Origin of the sequence: Slackia isoflavoniconvertens (assembly GCF_003725955.1) — a bacterium.
Taxonomy (GTDB): domain Bacteria; phylum Actinomycetota; class Coriobacteriia; order Coriobacteriales; family Eggerthellaceae; genus Slackia; species Slackia isoflavoniconvertens.
This window is the reverse complement of sequence record NZ_QIBZ01000008.1, coordinates 25,004-41,600: the sequence shown is the minus strand read 5'-3', so window position 1 is coordinate 41,600 and position 16,597 is coordinate 25,004. Positions and strand designations below refer to the sequence as shown.

At 57.1% G+C, this 16,597-nt stretch carries 17 protein-coding genes and 2 tRNA genes; 18 read left to right on the top strand and 1 reads right to left on the bottom strand.

The annotated features are described in order from the left end of the window. The first annotated feature begins 62 nt into the window (after window positions 1–62). From DMP05_RS05615 to DMP05_RS05540, 16 genes are all read left to right on the top strand, one after another. Entirely contained in the window at window positions 63–743 is a 681-nt protein-coding gene (locus DMP05_RS05615; protein WP_123219540.1) for a hypothetical protein, read from the top strand. Window positions 744–768: 25 nt separating this feature from the next. Further along, entirely contained in the window at window positions 769–1,911 is a 1,143-nt protein-coding gene (locus tag DMP05_RS05610) for a hypothetical protein (RefSeq protein WP_123219539.1), read from the top strand. A gap of 71 nt (window positions 1,912–1,982) precedes the next feature. Next, window positions 1,983–2,378 (top strand): cyanophycin synthetase family protein, encoded by a 396-nt coding sequence (locus tag DMP05_RS05605; RefSeq protein ID WP_148039694.1) that lies wholly within the window; start codon window positions 1,983–1,985, stop codon window positions 2,376–2,378. Window positions 2,379–2,654: 276 nt separating this feature from the next. Then, the gene (locus DMP05_RS05600; RefSeq protein ID WP_123219537.1) at window positions 2,655–3,269 is read left to right on the top strand and encodes a YtxH domain-containing protein; all 615 of its coding nucleotides are present in this window, start codon (window positions 2,655–2,657) and stop codon (window positions 3,267–3,269) included. Between the two features lie 76 nt (window positions 3,270–3,345). Then, complete coding sequence (locus DMP05_RS05595; protein ID WP_123219536.1) at window positions 3,346–4,512, top strand: PRC-barrel domain-containing protein; 1,167 nt, start codon at window positions 3,346–3,348, stop codon at window positions 4,510–4,512. Between the two features lie 186 nt (window positions 4,513–4,698). Next, complete coding sequence (locus DMP05_RS05590) at window positions 4,699–5,574, top strand: TVP38/TMEM64 family protein (RefSeq protein ID WP_244595065.1); 876 nt, start codon at window positions 4,699–4,701, stop codon at window positions 5,572–5,574. Between the two features lie 108 nt (window positions 5,575–5,682). Then, the gene (locus DMP05_RS05585; RefSeq protein WP_123219535.1) at window positions 5,683–6,540 is read left to right on the top strand and encodes an exodeoxyribonuclease III; all 858 of its coding nucleotides are present in this window, start codon (window positions 5,683–5,685) and stop codon (window positions 6,538–6,540) included. A gap of 81 nt (window positions 6,541–6,621) precedes the next feature. Beyond that, a tRNA-Val gene (locus DMP05_RS05580) sits at window positions 6,622–6,696 on the top strand. A gap of 9 nt (window positions 6,697–6,705) precedes the next feature. Then, window positions 6,706–6,781 (top strand) — tRNA-Gly (locus DMP05_RS05575). A 241-nt stretch (window positions 6,782–7,022) separates the two neighbouring features. Then, window positions 7,023–7,235, top strand: a complete 213-nt coding sequence (locus DMP05_RS05570; RefSeq protein WP_123219534.1) for a hypothetical protein — start codon at window positions 7,023–7,025, stop codon at window positions 7,233–7,235. 6 nt (window positions 7,236–7,241) lie between these two features. Then, window positions 7,242–8,762 (top strand): TrkH family potassium uptake protein, encoded by a 1,521-nt coding sequence (locus DMP05_RS05565; RefSeq protein ID WP_123219533.1) that lies wholly within the window; start codon window positions 7,242–7,244, stop codon window positions 8,760–8,762. Beyond that, window positions 8,752–9,495 (top strand): hypothetical protein, encoded by a 744-nt coding sequence (locus DMP05_RS05560; RefSeq protein ID WP_123219532.1) that lies wholly within the window; start codon window positions 8,752–8,754, stop codon window positions 9,493–9,495. The genes DMP05_RS05565 and DMP05_RS05560 overlap by 11 nt, the downstream gene beginning before the upstream one ends. A gap of 21 nt (window positions 9,496–9,516) precedes the next feature. Beyond that, the gene (gene rsgA, locus DMP05_RS05555; RefSeq protein ID WP_244595064.1) at window positions 9,517–10,473 is read left to right on the top strand and encodes a ribosome small subunit-dependent GTPase A; all 957 of its coding nucleotides are present in this window, start codon (window positions 9,517–9,519) and stop codon (window positions 10,471–10,473) included. A gap of 138 nt (window positions 10,474–10,611) precedes the next feature. Continuing rightward, complete coding sequence (locus DMP05_RS05550) at window positions 10,612–11,727, top strand: putative manganese transporter (RefSeq protein WP_123219531.1); 1,116 nt, start codon at window positions 10,612–10,614, stop codon at window positions 11,725–11,727. A 315-nt stretch (window positions 11,728–12,042) separates the two neighbouring features. Next, window positions 12,043–12,300, top strand: a complete 258-nt coding sequence (locus DMP05_RS05545; protein ID WP_114615323.1) for a helix-turn-helix domain-containing protein — start codon at window positions 12,043–12,045, stop codon at window positions 12,298–12,300. A 206-nt stretch (window positions 12,301–12,506) separates the two neighbouring features. Further along, complete coding sequence (locus DMP05_RS05540) at window positions 12,507–13,109, top strand: HD family phosphohydrolase (protein ID WP_123219530.1); 603 nt, start codon at window positions 12,507–12,509, stop codon at window positions 13,107–13,109. Between the two features lie 43 nt (window positions 13,110–13,152). On the opposite strand, the gene DMP05_RS05535 is transcribed toward DMP05_RS05540, so the two are convergent. After that, complete coding sequence (locus DMP05_RS05535) at window positions 13,153–14,097, bottom strand: peptidase (RefSeq protein WP_123219529.1); 945 nt, start codon at window positions 14,095–14,097, stop codon at window positions 13,153–13,155. 184 nt (window positions 14,098–14,281) lie between these two features. On the opposite strand from DMP05_RS05535, the gene DMP05_RS05530 reads away from it, so the two are divergent. After that, window positions 14,282–15,508 carry an MFS transporter gene (locus DMP05_RS05530; RefSeq protein ID WP_123219528.1) on the top strand — a complete coding sequence of 409 codons (1,227 nt, stop codon included), beginning with the start codon at window positions 14,282–14,284 and terminating at the stop codon, window positions 15,506–15,508. Between the two features lie 168 nt (window positions 15,509–15,676). Next, window positions 15,677–16,597 (top strand): TM2 domain-containing protein, encoded by a 921-nt coding sequence (locus DMP05_RS05525; RefSeq protein ID WP_123219527.1) that lies wholly within the window; start codon window positions 15,677–15,679, stop codon window positions 16,595–16,597.

Below are 16,597 nucleotides of genomic sequence, written 5' to 3'. Positions count from 1 at the left end.
GAGACTCAGCTGCGTCGCGGGCGAAGCTCAAGGCAAAGGGAAAGGCTCGCGGAGGCAAACGCGTGGTTACCGCTTCTACGATCGTTGCCCTGGTTGCCGCATGCATCGTTGTCGCCGCCTTGATTTTCGCGTTGTGGGCAATCGGCTTTGCGCAGAAGTCTCCCCTCGACACCCGTCTGGGTGATGCATCGTCGCAAAATTCGTCGAGCGCGCGTTCGTCTTCGTCTGATGAAGCCGCGAAAAACGACGAGGCGAAGCGGGCGATGGCCGATGCGCAGCAGGCTCTCAACGCGCTTGCCGCCGATGAGGATAGCCGGTTCCTCGATTGCGTGCAGGAATTCGTGGACGCATACGATTCCGTCGTTGATGAGAGGAGCTACTCGCTCGCCGATTTGGATATCGACGCCTCCGATTTGGCTCCGCGTTTGCGCTCGGAGTTCGAATGCAAAGTCGTCCAAGCTGATGTATACAACGGCATGGCTTGGGTCGATATCGATGTGACCTCGAAAAACATAGCGAGCGCGGTTGATTCGTTCGCTCGCGAGGTGGCGGGCGATGCCTTATCGTATGACGATGAGGATGCTTATCGCGCATATTTGAAAGAAGCGCTGCTCGATTCGATTGACAAGCAAAAGCCGCGCACGGTGCGCGTGCTGCTTACGCTCGAGCAGGGCGATGATGGGTGGCAAGTTTCGCGAAGCGATGTGGAGTCGCTGCTCGGTTCGGCATGGGGTTCACAGTGAATTTTAAGAAAGGGCTGCAGTAGGAATGGCCAAGTCTCGCTCGAACGATCCTCATGTGCGCCCTTCCGTGCGTCAGCCCGTTTCGCAGTCCGCAAAAGAATTTCTTGAACCAGCTGATTCGTTTGACCTGGGGGACGATGTCTCCAGTGCCGAGGCGGCTGCAGGAGAGTGGCTTGGCCGTAAGGCCGCGGCGAAATCGCGCAAGAAAAAATCGCTGAAAGAAAAAACCGCCCGTGGCTCGGTCGCGGGTGCGACGACGAAGGAATCGGCGCCTGCGCAGAAAGCTCCTGTCGCACACGATGCGGTGTTTCCGCCGAGCGGGGCCGAGTCGGGCCGTGCCGATGCGTCGTCTTCGTCTGGCGCAGATGCCCTCTCGAATTCCGCATCGGATGAGACATGCCTCTCCGATGCGGGCTCGTCGCCGCGCAATCGTCCTTCGCGCAGGGGGTCAGTGGCAAAGCCCCACTCTTCGGAGCATCGCAATCGCATTCTTAAGATTGTCGCCGTATGCCTTGCGGCAGTGCTTGTCGCATGCGCTGCTGTGGCCGCATTCTGGGCGTGGGATACGTGGCTTCGCTTTGACGATTCGGCCGATATTCAGGGCGAATGGCTTACCGCCAACGGCACCGCACTTGTGGTCATCGATGCCGAAGAAATCCATATGCCCGATTCGGTCGATTTCAAATACGCCCTGGATACGAACAACAAAACGATTTCTTACACGTTCGTCGATCTTGCGGGCGGCGGCTCATACGAGTTCTCACGCGACCGCGCGACGCTCACTATCACGGAGTCCGACGGGTCTCAAACGGTGTTCCAGAAATACTCCGACTCAACCGATGGGGAGCCTTGCGTGCTTTCGGCCGATGAAGCGGCGGCTCTTATGAATGCTGGTCAAAGCCAGGAAAATGCCACTGCTCAAGATTCTGGCGATTCAAGCGAAACCACGGGTGAAGTATCGGCTGAAACTTCCGGTGAAGCAGCTAGTGATTCGGCCGCGCAAACCGAAACGACCGGTGGGTCGACATCTGCTGCCTCTTCGGCCCCTGCGTTAGATAAAGAGGAAAGCGCCAAAATCGCCGAAGCGCTTAACTCGAGCTCGGGCGATTTATCTCCTGGATCGAATGCCGTGCAGCCTGGCGCGATGGGCGCGGCTGCAGGAGCGTAGCCTTGTTCCCTCAACGAAAGCCGCCTGAATCTGCCAAAGCGCCCGAAGCTTTTCGGTGGGCGTGCCGAATCGTGGACATTGAGGTTCGACCCGACCGTATGATCGCTTATGTGGAAGTATCCGATGAGCGATTCTGCTTTGCTACGCCGGCGCTCATTGCCGACCTTTTGCCGCGTTTTCCGAATATTCTGTCGCACACGTGCGTGAATGAGCGTGGCGAAACGTTTATGAGCGTGGCCGCTAACACGTCGATTCCCCATGTGCTCGAGCATTTGGTTATTGACGAGCAGGCTCGGCTTGATGAATCGACGAGCAAGGTGGTGTTTGTCGGCAAAACCGCGTGGTCGAATCGTCCTGAGCGCAAAGCGTGCGTGCAGGTGAGTTATGCCGACGAGCATATTGCCCGCCAGGCGTTCGCCGTCGCGCAGCGCGAGCTGAACGACGCTTTGCTCGCGCGGGTTCGCTAGGCAGGCGGTTTTTGCACTGGTGCTTTGTGCGCATGGCCTGGTTCGATGCTCATGTGCTTTGGGCGAACCCGGAAATCGCCTGGGTTTTTGCGCTGGTAGCGCGATATGGGGGCGTCGACGGCTCTACGCGCCGTGCGCACCCCATTTTCTGTGTGGCGGTCTTTCGCTTCAACATAACGGCAACGCTCGCGTTCGCGCGGGCGTTTTCTTTTATAATGGCGCCAATACGATAACAACGTCGTTGCGTGGCGGCGGCGCGTACTCGAGGAGGCAAATATGAACAACAAACTCGGTGTGTTCCTGGCGGGCGGATTGATTGGCGCGGGAGTCGCATTGTTCTACGCACCTCGCACGGGCGTTGAGACGCGCGCGATGGTGGCCGACAAGGCCCAGGCGATGTGGGGTCAGGCCCAGGGCCTGGGCGCACAGGTTGCGGTTGACGCTCAGCAGTTCTACGGCAATGCCGCCCAAAATGCCCAGCAGGTCTATGGCGCTGCCGCCGCTAATGCGCAGGCCGCTTACACGAACGTCGCCGCTTCCGCCCAGCAGGCGTACACCAACGTCGCTCAGGGTGCCCAGCAGGCGTATGTAGCCGCGTCTGATCGCGGCAAGCAAGCTGCCGACGCTATCGCCCAAGGCGCTCAGGCCGTTGCGGGCCGCGCGCACGAGGCGGCCGAGGGCGTGAAGCCCGTATTCGCCGAAAAGAACGATGAGCTGCGCGCGAAGATCGACGCCGCCCGCGAGCGCATTGCCGCCCAGGTGGCGAAAAACGCCGAGCAAGCATCCGCGAACGCTGAGCAGGTCGCAGAGGAGCTTCAGGCGGAGGCCGCTGTTGAGCAGGCCGTCGAGCAAGTCGAAGAGGCTGCTGAAGAAGAGCAGAAGGCAGAATAGCGCCGCAGCTACAGGAACAGCACAATGAAGGGTCGGCCTTGCGCCGGCCCTTTTCGCGAACGGAAGGGGAGCCGACATGGCTCGTAAGAAGCTGGTGACAAGCCACGATATTCGCAAGCTCCGCGTTGTGGGCGGCAAAAAGGGAACGAAGCGCATCGGTAAGGTGAAGTCGTGCGTATTCCATCCGACCGAGCGACGCTGCATTGGATTTATAGTGAAGCGCCCCGATTTGCTCTGGATGTTCCACCGTAAAGATATCTTCGTGGCCCTTGGCGGCTTCGATTTCGCCGACGGCCGCATTCGGGTTAAGCCCGATGCGCCTACTTCGGGCCATGCGGTATGTCGAGCCATGGGCCTCGATTGGGATAAGTGCGTTTTGTGGGAAGGCCTGCCAATCATGACTGCCGACGAAACGGCGGTCGGCTTCGTGAACAACATCACGTTCGATATCGAAACGGGCCAGGTCGAAGCCGTGGAGGCGAGCAACGGTGCTACGGCGAAGCTTCTTTTGGGAACGCTCGAGGTGCCGGCGAGCTACATTGCGGGCTTTAAGCGCGGCATGGGTGCCGATTTGGCCGTGAAGGAAGATTCGCGCGAAGCGGGCGAAGAGGTCGTGTTCAAGGGCGCGATTTTGGTCTCCGACGATGTGTGGGAGCTCTCTCCCGAAGGTGGTTGGGCCGAGGCCGCGGGCAAATTCACGGCGAAGGCTGGAGCTCGCGCGAAAGAGACGGCTGCCGCGGCGAAAGAAGCCGCTGTCGCTGCAAAGCCTAAAGTCGAGGTCGCAACGGCTGCCGCGGGTGCTGCCGTGAAAGAGGGCGCCGAGGGCGTTGGGCGCCAGGTGAGCGCGACCAAAGATGCATTTGGGGCATTTAAGGAAGAGTTCAGCAAGGCAGCCGCAGGCGAAGAGACCGAAGTGGGCGAAGAGGTCGCCGAGCGCGAATCGAAAACCAAGGGCATGTTTGCCGCCTTTAAAGAGGAATTCGATAAGGCCAAGGCCGGCGACGAGGATTCCGAGGAAGACGTCGAGGAAGAGTACGACGAAGAGGTCGACGACGAAGGTGAGGCTCTGGTCGAGGAAGCCGACGAAGGCGAATACGAAGAGCCCGAAGACGATGAATATGACGATGAATATGACGATGACGACGACGATGCCGACGAGGAGCCTTCTCGTAAAGACCCTGGCATAGGAGGCATGTTCGCCGCGTTCAAGAGCGAATTCGACAAGGCGGCGAAGGGCGAGTAGCTTGGTCGAACGAGCTTTGTTCCGGCGGCGTTCGGCTTTGATTCGCAGGAGCTATTGTTACGGCAATCTAACGAAAATACGGCAAGACGGTGGCATTCGGGTTTTTCGCCTGGCGCCACCGTCTTTTGCGTCACAATGGCGTCAATGCGCTTGGGTGAGGCGCTTTGATGAAACTAGGTGAACCAGATGGCGATGAATTCGTCGGGCATGACCGGCAAGATTGCTCTGAAAAAAGAAGAGTTTCAAGAAGAGCGCGAGGAGCATCGCGAGAAATACGAAGCGAAAAAAGAAGCCTTCAACGAAAAGTACGAAGTTCCCGTTTCCGAGCGTCCTTCTCTTGCTCGCCTGACCAAGGCCGATATTTTCAAATTGGTGGGTTTGGGATTGTTTTTTGTGCTTATGGCGGGCGTGTGCGTGCTTATCGCGCCGTGGATCGCCGAGCTATCCGAGCCTGACGGTTTGCAACGCGTAGTTGAAGATGTGCGCAACGCGGGCGTCGGCGGCGTGTTCATTTTGCTCGCCTTCCAATTCCTGCAAATTGTGGTGGCGTTCATTCCCGGTGAAATCGTGCAAATTGCGGCCGGCATGATGTATGGCCCGTGGATTGGCGCCCTCGTCGTGATTGTGGGCGCCGTGATTTCGAGCGCCTTCATTTTTGCGATTGTGCATAAACTCGGCGCGCCGTTCGTTCGCGCGATGATTCCCGAGAAGTGGATGAGCAAGCTCGAGCGCTTTGAGAATTCCGAAAAGCTCGACGTTATGGTGTTCGTTCTGTTCCTCATTCCCGGTTTGCCAAAAGACGTGTTTACCTATCTGGTTCCGCTTACGAATATGAGCATGCGCAACTTTGTGGTGCTCGCGAATGTCGGGCGCATCCCAGGCGTGCTCATTAGCACGCTTGGCGCCGACAGGCTTATCGAAGGGGATTACGGCCAAAGCGCCATTCTGTTTGGCATCGCGGCGGTTATCGGAATTCTTGCGATTTGGCAGCACGACCGTATTCTGCATGTCGCGGCAAAGCTTAGGCTTTCTAAGAAGAAGGGCACTGGGCAGGAGAAATAAACGAATTCGGAAGATGCGTGGCGCGGTGCGGCGCACAGGGCCGGACTGCTACACTTGACGGGCTGGGTTGTCTAGCCCGTTTTTCGTTTTTGAAGAGGAGTGCGCGCTATGCGTTTGGTTTCATGGAATGTGAATGGCTTGCGGGCCGCGGTGAAGAAGGGTTTCGAGGATTCAGTGCTCGATTTGGACGCCGATGCGATTTGCCTTCAAGAAACGAAATTGCAAGAGGGTCAGATCGATCTTGATCTTCCTGGCTACCTGCAGTTTTGGAGCTATGCCGAGAAGAAGGGATACTCAGGCACTGCGATTTTTACGCGTCGCGAGCCGCTGCGCGCACTTCACGGTTTGGGAGTGCCTGAACTTGATACCGAGGGGCGCCTCGTCGCGTTGGAACTCCCCGAGTTTTGGCTCGTTGATGTGTATACGCCGAACGCGCAAGATGGTTTGGCTCGTATAGACCATCGTATGGCCTGGGACGATGCGTTTCGTGATTTCTGCAAGGGGCTTGAGGCCGGCGTGATTCCTGCGGGCGTGCCCGTGCAGGCGCAGGGGGCGGGCGAGGGGCATGTGTGCGTCGCCGAGCTTCCGTGCACGGGGGCCGATGAGATTGCGCATCCGAAACCCGTGGTCATGTGCGGCGACTTCAATGTGGCGCATGAGGAAATCGACTTGAAGAACCCCAAGACAAACCGCGGCAATGCGGGCTTTTCCGATGAGGAGCGCGGCAAATTCACCGATTTGCTCGATGCGGGGTTTGTGGATACGTTCCGCACGCTGCATCCCGATTTGGAAGGTGCGTATTCGTGGTGGAGTTATCGCTTCAACGCGCGCAAGAACAATGCAGGTTGGCGCATTGACTACTTCTTGGTGAGCGAGGCTCTGCGAGCCTCGGTTGAGGATGCCGCCATCCATAACGAGGTTTTTGGCAGTGATCACTGTCCTGTGTCGCTCGATTTGAGGCTGTAGAAAAAATTTCAAATAGGGCTTGACCGCGTTTTTGAAACTCGTATAATAATTACCCGCTGATTCGACAACAGCCAGTTAAATGGGCGGTTAGCTCAGGGGGAGAGCACTACCTTGACACGGTAGGGGTCACAAGTTCAAATCTTGTATCGCCCACCATTTATATATGCGGACATGGCTCAGTTGGTAGAGCACCACCTTGCCAAGGTGGGGGTCGCGGGTTCGAGCCCCGTTGTCCGCTCCAGTCTTTATTGCGCCGTTCTCACGAACGGCGCTTTTTCGTATGAGGCGACCTGACGCTGCGCGGAAGCCGGGCACCCCATCTTGCCCCTTGTGCATGGCTCGGCGCGTACCGAAGTACGCTTGGTCATGCGGCGGGGCAATCTGGGACACCCGGCTTCCGCTCGCTGTTTTTGGAGCGAGTGGGGCTTAAGGGGCCCAATCTTCTCTTCCCGTTTTTCGAGCACGGAGCGGGGGTCGAACCGATGAGGTGGAATTCCGTCAAGAAAACCGCCCCATGCGCGGTTTTGTGCCAGCTGGCGTATAATCATGCAATTATGGATTTGCGAGCCTACAAAGAAACCTTGAACAGCCTGAAAACTCCCATGCAGGGGGTCTTCGTCGTTGTGCTGTGCACGGTGGCTTTTGTCGTGTGGCTTGGTGTGCTTGTCGTTATCACGAAGCTGTTGATGGGTTAGCGCGCTATGTGGCAGAAATTCTCATTCTATGACTTCCGCGTGATCGCGCACTATTTGGGCGTGCTCATGATGTTTCTTGCTGCTGCTGAATGCGTCCCGTTTGTTGTGGCCGTTGTGCTTGGTGAGTGGCAGCCGGCGTCGCATTATCTATTCGGCATAGGCGTCGCGATCATCGTCGGTTCGCTTTTGCGCCTTATTCTCCCCAGTCCTGGCAAACTTACGCCGAAGCAGGCTTTGGCCGTTACGGGCTTTGCATGGCTTGCGTTGGCTCTTTTGGGGTCCATCCCTTTATATATGTCGGGCCATTATGGCAGCATGCTCGATGCGGTGTTCGAGGGAATGAGCGCGTGGACCACGACGGGCTGTTCGTTGGTGCAAGATATCGACCATATGTCGATTGCCGATAATACGTGGCGCTTCACCATGCAATGCATCGGCGGTCAAGGCGTTGTCGTTATCGCTTTGTCGCTGGGCTTGTTCGGGCGTGCGGTCGATTCGTCTTTGTATTCCTCTGAGGGCCGCAGCGAGCACGTTATTCCCAACATTATGCAAACGGCTCGCTTCATCGTGCGATTCTCGATGGCGACCATCGTCATTGGCACGATTCTGACCACGGCAGCGTGCCTCTTCATCGGCATGGCGCCCGTGCGCGCGTTCTTCAACGGTCTTTGGCTTGCCGTTGCTTCGTTCAATACGGGCGGCATGACTTCGATGTCGACGGGCATTATCTATTACCATTGCGCGCCGCTCGAGATCGTCATTATGGTGCTTATTCTTTTGGGCTCCATTAACTTCACTCTGCATATCGAGGTATGGAAGGGACATATCGAGCATTTCTTCCGCGATATTGAGATTCGCACGCTTTTCGTGTGGCTGAGTGTGATTCTGGTTGCGTTCGTGGCGACGCTGTGTACGGCGAAGGTCTACGACGACCTGCCGACGCTTTTGCGACGGGCCGTATTCACCGTTGTGTCGGCATTCTCTTCGACGGGCTTCCAAACCATTAGCGTGAACCAAATGACCACGGTGATTTCGAGCGGCGCTCTGCTCATCATCATCTTCTGCATGGCAGTTGGCGGCTCGGCCGGATCGACCACGGGTGGTATCAAGGTGCTGCGCATCGGTGTTCTAGTCAAGGAATTGGTCGCCTATATCAAAGATTTGCTCGCCCCAGCTTCGGCGCGACAGGTGGTTATGTACTACCACGTTGGCCGCCGTCCCCTTTCCCACGATTTGGTTCGCGCAAACCTCGTGGTGTTGCTGCTGTATGGCGTGGCATTTCTCATTACGACCATCGTTACGGTCACGTTCGGCTATGCCGCCGCGCCTTCTATGTTCGAATCGGTATCTATGGTGTCGAACATCGGCATGTCGTGCGGCATCACTCAGCCTGGCATGCCCGACCCGTTGAAGGTGCTCTATATCGTCGATATGTGGGCCGGCCGTCTTGAATACGTAACGCTCATCGCACTGCTGGTTTCCATTATCGCATCCATTCGCCCGAAAAGGAGGGTTCGTGCACGTTAGCGCAAACAAGCTATCGCGAACTGCTTTGGCTGCGGTTCTTGCTGCCGCTGTGGCCCTGGTGCCCGCAGGCGTTGCGTTTGCCGTCGATGGCGATGGCAGCTCGGCCGGATCGGTGTCGAATTCCGATTCAACTGCTACGACCGACAAAAAGGATGTGTCCAAGGCGCGCGTCGATGCCGCTGCCGCCGACGCCGATGCCGCAAAGGGCGAAAGCGACAATGGGGAGGCGCCCAAACCCGTCGACAATCCCGATAATTCGATTGATGACGGGCAAACCTCCGACAACTCATTTCTCTATGATGCGTCCATCGCCGATTTGGCTGGCGCCGATTCGTACTACGACAAGCAAACCGTGCAGGTGACGGGCGAAGTGGTGGGTGAAGCCATTGCCGTGACGGGCGACGCCGACCATGCGTGGATCGTGCTGCGCGACTCTGATACGGACTCGACCGTTACTGTATTCGTGCGTCGCAGCGATTTGCGCAAGATCGACACCTATGGGACATACGGTACGACGGGAACCACTTTGCGCGTTCGGGGCATGTTCAATCTAACATGTTCTCAGCATGAAGGCGAAAGTGACGTGCATGCTCAGGTGGTAAATGTGGTTTCGGCCGGCTATGAACATAAAGACGTCTTCAATGTCGAAGATTTCGCGCCTGGCGTCGTTGCTTTGGCTGTGGGCATCGTTTTGGCGCTCGTGTTTTGGCGCATGCGGGAAAGGTCGCGTTAATTAATGCTTATGCAAGGAACTGTGATCAAACTTGACCGCGGCTACCCGCTCGTCCGCTTGAACGACGGGCGTGAGCTTCGCTGTGAGCACGCAACGGCTTTGGTGAAGGGCGCCGACGTGCGCGCGACAACGGGCGATATCGTCGACGTGTCTGCGCCCGATGGCCACGATAAAGGCATCATCGAACGTGTGCATGACCGCAAACGCGCTTTCGTGCGCAAAGATCCGACCGAGCGCATGGAGCAGCAGGTGCTTGCGGCGAATTTCGATACGGTTATCGTGGCTGAGCCTTTGGTGGGCATCAATGTGCGCCGGCTTGAGCGCGAGCTCGTTTTGGCCCATGAGAGCGGTGCGAGCGTTGCTGTCGTGCTTACCAAGGCTGATTTGGCGGAAACCGAAGTCGAGCTTGCTCAGGCGCGCGATTTGGTTGAGAAAATCGCCCATGGCACGCCTGTTTTGGTAGTTTCTGCCGAAGACCTCCAAAGCGTTGAGGGGGTGCGCGCCCTGATTCCGGAAGGTCGCGTCGCCGTGCTGCTGGGAAAAAGCGGCGTCGGCAAATCGAGCTTGGTGAACCTGCTGGTTGGAAGCGATGTGCAGGCAACGGGCGCCGTTCGCGAGGGCGATGGCAAGGGTCGCCACACGACGGTTTCTCGCGAAATGATCGCGATTCCTGGTGCTGGCAGCGTTGTCGATATGCCGGGCGTGCGCGGTCTTGCCTTGTGGGATTCCGATGCGGGCATCGAGGCTGCATTCGTTGATGTGGAGCAGCTCGCCGAACAGTGCCGATTCCGCGATTGCCGACATGAAGCGGAGCCTGGATGTGCGGTGCGCGCTGCTGTGAAGTCGGGTGAGCTTCCCAAGGAGCGATATGACAGCTATCTTCGTTTGCGCGGCGAGGTTCGTGAGGCCAAGAAGCGCAATGAAGAGGCGAAGCGCATTCGTTCGCGCAAGGGTCATCCTCGTCGATGGAAGGGATAAAGCGCAGGTCGCTTTCGTGGCACCCCTATTCCTCCATCTTCAAATCTCTACTCATATGAGCAAAAATACACATGTTCGTCGTGTGAGTTGATGACGTTATCAGGCGGTTTTTAACATTCAGCCCTAGAATGTTCCGCTATGGAAACTTTTGCTGAAATACTCCCGCATGCTTTCGAGCATGCATTCATCGACACCTTGAAGCTCGTGCCGTTCCTTTTCGTGACCTATCTCGCCATGGAAGCGCTCGAACACTACGCGAGCTCGAAAAGCATCGTCGCCGTTCGTCGCGCTGGCACCGCAGGTCCCGTTATAGGCGCGCTTCTGGGCGTGGTGCCGCAGTGCGGCTTTTCCGCCGCTGCCGCGACGCTGTATTCCGCGCGCGTTATTACCCTGGGCACGCTCTTTGCCGTATTTCTTTCTACGAGCGATGAAATGCTGCCCATCATGATTGCCGCGCAAGCCCCAGCGGGGTTCATTGCTGAGGTTCTCGCGATTAAGGCCCTTTGCGGCCTTATTGCCGGCTTTGCCATTGACGTGGTGCTGCGGCTTCGCCACCATGCTGTAGAAGCGATGCGTATCCGCGATTTGTGCGAGCGCGACCACTGCGGCTGCGACGATGAAAGCGATGCGCCGTCCGCGCTTTTCGATGTATGCCAAAAGCATGAGGAAAGCGCCGCTAGCCGCATTGACGATTGGGGTGCCGAGTATTCGAACGAGGAAGAACGTGGGGCCGAGCTTGCGTGCGCTTCCGACGAGCGACACGAGCGCGATCACGCCCACGACTACGATCGCGGGCATGACCACAGCCGCGACCACGTCCATGCCCACAATAGCTCGCATGGCCATGCCCACGGCTTCGGTGCTATCGCGAAGAGCTCTTTAGTGCATACGTTGCAGGTCACGTTGTTCATATTTCTGGTTTCGCTTGCGCTTGAAATCGTTATCGACGGCGTTGGGGAAGACGCGCTTGCCTCGTTCATTTCTGCGAATTCGAACCTTTCCGTAGTGGTTTCGGCAATTGTGGGCCTTATTCCCAATTGCGCCGCGTCAGTTGTTCTTACCGAGCTGTATTTAGAGGGCGCCCTTTCCACAGGAGCCATGCTCGCTGGATTGTTGGTAAGCGCGGGCGTTGGCCTGCTTGTTTTGTTCCGCGCGAACCGTCCCATGCATGAGAATTTCCTTATTGCCGCGGGCTTGGTCGCATGCGGCGTGGTGTTCGGATTTATTGTTGGAGTATTCGGGATTGCGCTTTAGTCGAATTTTCGTCGAACTGCGTCTTTCGGCGAAATGATATGGACAATTATTCGGAAGCTGTTTAGTATAACCGTTCAGTTGAAAGGGCGTTTCTGGCGTTCGTTATTGCATAAGGGGTTGCGATCGTTCGTCAGTCGTTAATGGCTTTTCGGCGCTCTTTTAGCAGGTAAACAGTATTGTTTCAATGCGGGGGTTTATTCGGAACCGCTCATACTATTGGAAAACTGTTTGCATGTAATAAGGTCTGTGTCGTCGCATGCTTCGGCGAGGCGCGACATAGGGGAAATACTAGACGATGAAGGGAGGTCGGCTTCGTTGCGTGGCGAAACCGAATCCCAGGGAGTTCGCTTGAGCTCCGCCCAAAAAAGAATTCTAGGTTACATTTCGGCGGAAACGACGCTGTCCGACGGCGTGCGTTGCTCGAAAAAGGAACTCGCTAAGCAGGCAGGCTGTAGCGTGCAAACCGTCGACAGGGCGATTTTCCGCTTGCGCAAGCTTGGCCTTGTCGAAGTTGAGGAGTGCCATGCCGAGTCTGGCGCGCAAACGGCGAACCTTTATCGTGCCAAGCGCTAGCACCACCTGGACTTTTTGCCTATAATTCGGCTTAATTGAAGATTTGCCTGCCCTCATCCCCGGGTGAGGGGCAAAAATGGCACCTGCATCGTTTCGTTAGGGGTCGCTCTTTGGTGAGCGATAGAAACGCTGCGGGTGCCATTTTGCTCAAGGGCGAATTCGTTTTGCGCCGCCCGCGCGGCGCGCAGGAATAAGGAGGCAACACCATGGCGAAACTCGATGCTGGCATAACGCGAGAAGCGGCATTCGATTTGCTGCAGGAGCACAACAAAGACGCGTTCCACATTGAACACGGCGAAACGGTTGAGGCGACCATGCGGTATTTCGCACGTGAATTCGATCCCGAGAATGAGGAGTTTTGGGGCATCGTGGGTCTTCTGCACGATCTCGACTGGGAAGAGCATGATGACGAACCCGAGATGCACACGCTGTATGCCACACCGCTCATCGAAGCTGCCGGGGGGTCGCCCGAGCTCATTCGCGCGATTCAGAGCCACACGAGCGACTTCAATCCCGACTTGCCCAAGCCGGAGCTGCAGATGGAGAAGATTCTGTTCGCGACCGAGGAGCTTACGGGCCTCATTGGCGCGGCGGTCATTATGCGTCCCAGCAAGAGCGTGATGGACTTCGAGGTGAAATCGCTGAAGAAGAAGTTCAAGGACAAGCGCTTTGCTGCCGGCGTGAATCGCGATGTGATTCGTTCGGGCGCCGAGATGCTCGGTTGGGAGCTGGACGAGCTGTTTGACCGCACCATCAGGGCCATGCAGAGCTTCGCGCCCGATCGCGATACCTTTAAGCCTGCTGAATAACGAACAAGGCCGCCCGATAGGGCGGCCTTTCTGTTCCGTCGTTTTATTCTTCCACCGGCTGGCCCGAGAAATTGAGGCTTCCCGTGAGTGCGCGTGCTGCGGTTTCGTCGAAATCGTCTTTATCGAAGGCTTCGATTGCGCTGAAGGCGATGGCTTTCGTGCCGTCGAAAATATCCCAGAAGCTTTGCGTGCTCACTTCGTGGGTATACGGGTTTTCCCAGGGGTGGCGCATGCGATTGTCGAAGTCGCTCACGCGTGTGGCATTGTCGCGGTGCGACATGGATTTATAGAACGAGAATTGCCTGTTCAGGACGCGCGTTTCAATGACGTTGAGCGCGCTTTGCATGGTTCCGTTCGGCGAGTAGAACAAGCGCTGCATTCGGCGGAAATCGTGCACGGCGGAAACGAACAGGTCGACGGGCGGGAATGTACGGTACGCCTTCATCGCGACGAAGGCGTACATTTTCCCAATGGTTTGCAGAGTGTGCTCGCTCGCGTGGAGCGCTTCTTCGAAGGGGCGGTAGGAGCGAATGGTGCGCCCCAGCTTGCTGAACAGCACCATTTCGTCGTATTCTCGTTCGATTTCAGCATGGACTTCGTTTTCCTGGCTGCGGTTGAGTCCGTCGATGCCTGCGTCGCAAATGGCGTATTGCTGGCAATACACGAGCGGATGCATGGCTCGGTCGAGCGAATAGTGGCACAGAAAGCCCAGCGCATAGGCGCGACCCACGGGCAATTCGTGTTCCTCGAGCACTTGCAGGCTTTCCTTCAGCGCGGCGATGAGTTTGCTGGGGGCGTCGTGGTGCATGGCACTGCCCAGTCCGAAGAATTGCTTCATACTCGGTGAAAGAACAAGGTAGAACAGCGGGTCGGGGCCTTGGTTGCCCAGCAAGAACGCATCTTTTTCGTCAATCGATTTGCCGATGACGTGCGAATGCGCGGCATAGACGTCTTGGCCGAAGAAATCGTGGGTAAGAATTGCAGGCATGATGCCTCCCTTTCGGAAGTATGGCGCGGGGCGTTTTACGGCGAATTGACGTTAAGCCGCCAATGCGCGCGTCCCAGTGTAGACCCCATGATATACAATCGTTTGAGCGTTTTTTCCGCAGCGCCCAGAACTTTACGCAAGTTGTTATTTTGGGCGTCCCTCCCACGAAAAAAAGGAAGCACGCATGTCCGCAATAAAATTGACGAAGCGCGAGAAGAGCTGGATTGTCTACGACGTTGGCAACTCGGCATTCGTGCTGCTGGCGTCGACCCTTATCCCCATTTACTTCTCGGCGATTGCCGACCCCGGCAGCTCTGTTGTGGTGGCCTGGGGCTATGCAACCACGGTGGCGTCGCTTTTGCTCGCGTTGCTCATGCCTTTTTTGGGCAGTATCGCCGACTTGAAGGGCAACAAGAAACGCTTGCTCGTGGGCTCCATTGGCACGGGCGCCGTGCTGCTCGCATGCATGGGCATTCCCGGCAATGCGATGGTGTTCTTAGTGATGTACGTGGTAGCGACCATCATGCTTAACGCGTCGCTCGTGTTCTACGATGCGTTCCTTATTGACGCGACCGATTCCGAAGACCGCTACGACGAGGTATCTTCGCAAGGCTATGCATGGGGCTACATTGGTTCGTGCGTGCCCTTCATCATTTGCCTCGTGCTTGTGTTATTCGGCGAGAACTTCGGCCTCGGCCAGCTCGACGCCATTCGCATTTCCTTTGTGATTACCGCTGCGTGGTGGGTCGTTTTCAGCGTGCCCGTGCTGAAGAACGTGCACCAGACGCATTACAAGGAGCGCACCGAGCACATGTTCCGCGACGCGCTCGTGGGCTTGTGGGCCACGGCGAAGCGCATTTTCGCCGACAAGCGCGTGTTCATGTTCATGCTCGCGTTCTTCTTCTATATCGATGGCGTGCATACCATTATCACGATGTCGACGAGTTACGGCACCGATCTGGGCATCGGCTCCACCCAGCTCGTGCTTGCGCTGTTGGTCACGCAGTTCGTGGCGTTCCCCTCGGCTATCGCGTATGGCCGCCTGGCGGGCAAATTCGGCACGAAGCGCATGCTGCTCATCGCGATTTTCGCGTATTTCTGCATCACGTTGTTCGCGGCGTTTTTCCTGCGCTCCGCCACGGAGTTCTGGGTGCTTGCCGTGTGCGTCGGTTTGTTCCAGGGTGGCATTCAGGCCCTTTCGCGCAGCGAGTTTGGCAAGCTCATTCCGAAGGAACATGCCAACGAGTACTACGGTTTCTTCGATATTTTCGGTAAGTACGCAACGGTGCTTGGCACGCTGCTCGTGAGCGTGTTTACCCAGATTACGGGCAATTCTTCTATCGGCGTGCTCAGCATTGCCGTGCTGTTCATCATCGGTTTCGTTCTTATGACGAAAGTTCCCGAGAAGTAGAATCCGCATCGCTCGCGCGGCGTATGCAACTTACGAAAACATAACGCTCGTTTAACAGGTGGGCGGCGGCTTAAGGCCGTCGCCCTTTTTCGTTATAGTATGCCCCCAGCACATATTGCGGGCATCGCGAATATGCGCGATACGCCGTTTTGAAAAAGGAGAGAGGTTATGGCTGAAGAGGCGAAGAATTCGTCGGCTGCGCATGCTGCTGAAATTGAGGCGCTCAAGCACCAAATCGAAGAAATGAACAAGCGCCTCGAGGAGCTTTCCGCGGCCACGAGCGCGGGCGCGCCTGCCGAGGGCGATTCTTCTGCTTTGGCTGCTTCGGCTGAGGTTGCTGGGGTTGCTGAGGTCGTCGAACCCGCGATTTCATCCGAGGCGCCCGCTGCCGATTCGGGTATGACGGGGTCTTTCGTTGCCGAAACCAACGCCTCCGCGGTCGAAGCGGTTCCCGCCCCCGCCCCCAACGTGTCGGCTGCCGCGCCAGAGACTTTCGAGGCTTTCCCGAACACCCCGCCGATTGAGAAGGTCGTTGATGACGACGGCAAACCGGTCGACCCTGCCTATGTCGCGGCTGCCGTTGCCGATTTCATGCCCACGTCGCAGCCTCCCAAGCCGGCGCCTCCTGTCTTCAATGGCGCTCCCTATGGGCAGCAAGGTGCGGCGTCGCAGCAGCCTGCCGGCCAGCCGCAGCAATCCTATGCGCAGCCTGGTTATGCCGCTCAGCAACCTTATGCTCAGCAGCCGGGCCAAGCAGCGTACTATTCGCAAAGCAATGGCTATTATGCGTCGAGCCAAGGTGCCTATCAGGTTCCCTACCAGCAGCCGCTCGTGCATACGAAAGACCATGTTGCCGCAGGCCTGCTTGCGATTTTCTTGGGCGTGTTTGGTGTGCATAAGTTTTATCTGGGCTATCACACCACGGGTTTCATTATGTTGGGCGTGACTATTTTGGGCAGCCTGCTCACGATCGGCATTGCGGCGGGCGTGGTATGGCTCATTGGCGTTATCGAGGGCATCATTTACCTTACGAAGAGCCAGTCGGAATTCGAGCAGCTGTACGTATTCAATAAACGTGAGATGTTCTAA

Excerpts from the sequence above, each read along its gene's own strand:
- DMP05_RS05610 (WP_123219539.1), top strand. The coding sequence starts at position 769 with ATGGCCAAGTCTCGCTCGAACGATCCTCATGTGCGCCCTTCCGTGCGT.
- DMP05_RS05600 (WP_123219537.1), top strand. The coding sequence starts at position 2,655 with ATGAACAACAAACTCGGTGTGTTCCTGGCGGGCGGATTGATTGGCGCG.
- DMP05_RS05595 (WP_123219536.1), top strand. The coding sequence starts at position 3,346 with ATGGCTCGTAAGAAGCTGGTGACAAGCCACGATATTCGCAAGCTCCGC.
- DMP05_RS05590 (WP_244595065.1), top strand. The coding sequence starts at position 4,699 with ATGGCGATGAATTCGTCGGGCATGACCGGCAAGATTGCTCTGAAAAAA.
- DMP05_RS05585 (WP_123219535.1), top strand. The coding sequence starts at position 5,683 with ATGCGTTTGGTTTCATGGAATGTGAATGGCTTGCGGGCCGCGGTGAAG.
- DMP05_RS05570 (WP_123219534.1), top strand. The coding sequence starts at position 7,023 with ATGAGGTGGAATTCCGTCAAGAAAACCGCCCCATGCGCGGTTTTGTGC.
- DMP05_RS05565 (WP_123219533.1), top strand. The coding sequence starts at position 7,242 with ATGTGGCAGAAATTCTCATTCTATGACTTCCGCGTGATCGCGCACTAT.
- DMP05_RS05550 (WP_123219531.1), top strand. The coding sequence starts at position 10,612 with ATGGAAACTTTTGCTGAAATACTCCCGCATGCTTTCGAGCATGCATTC.
- DMP05_RS05540 (WP_123219530.1), top strand. The coding sequence starts at position 12,507 with ATGGCGAAACTCGATGCTGGCATAACGCGAGAAGCGGCATTCGATTTG.
- DMP05_RS05535 (WP_123219529.1), bottom strand. The coding sequence starts at position 14,097 with ATGCCTGCAATTCTTACCCACGATTTCTTCGGCCAAGACGTCTATGCC.
- DMP05_RS05530 (WP_123219528.1), top strand. The coding sequence starts at position 14,282 with ATGTCCGCAATAAAATTGACGAAGCGCGAGAAGAGCTGGATTGTCTAC.
- DMP05_RS05525 (WP_123219527.1), top strand. The coding sequence starts at position 15,677 with ATGGCTGAAGAGGCGAAGAATTCGTCGGCTGCGCATGCTGCTGAAATT.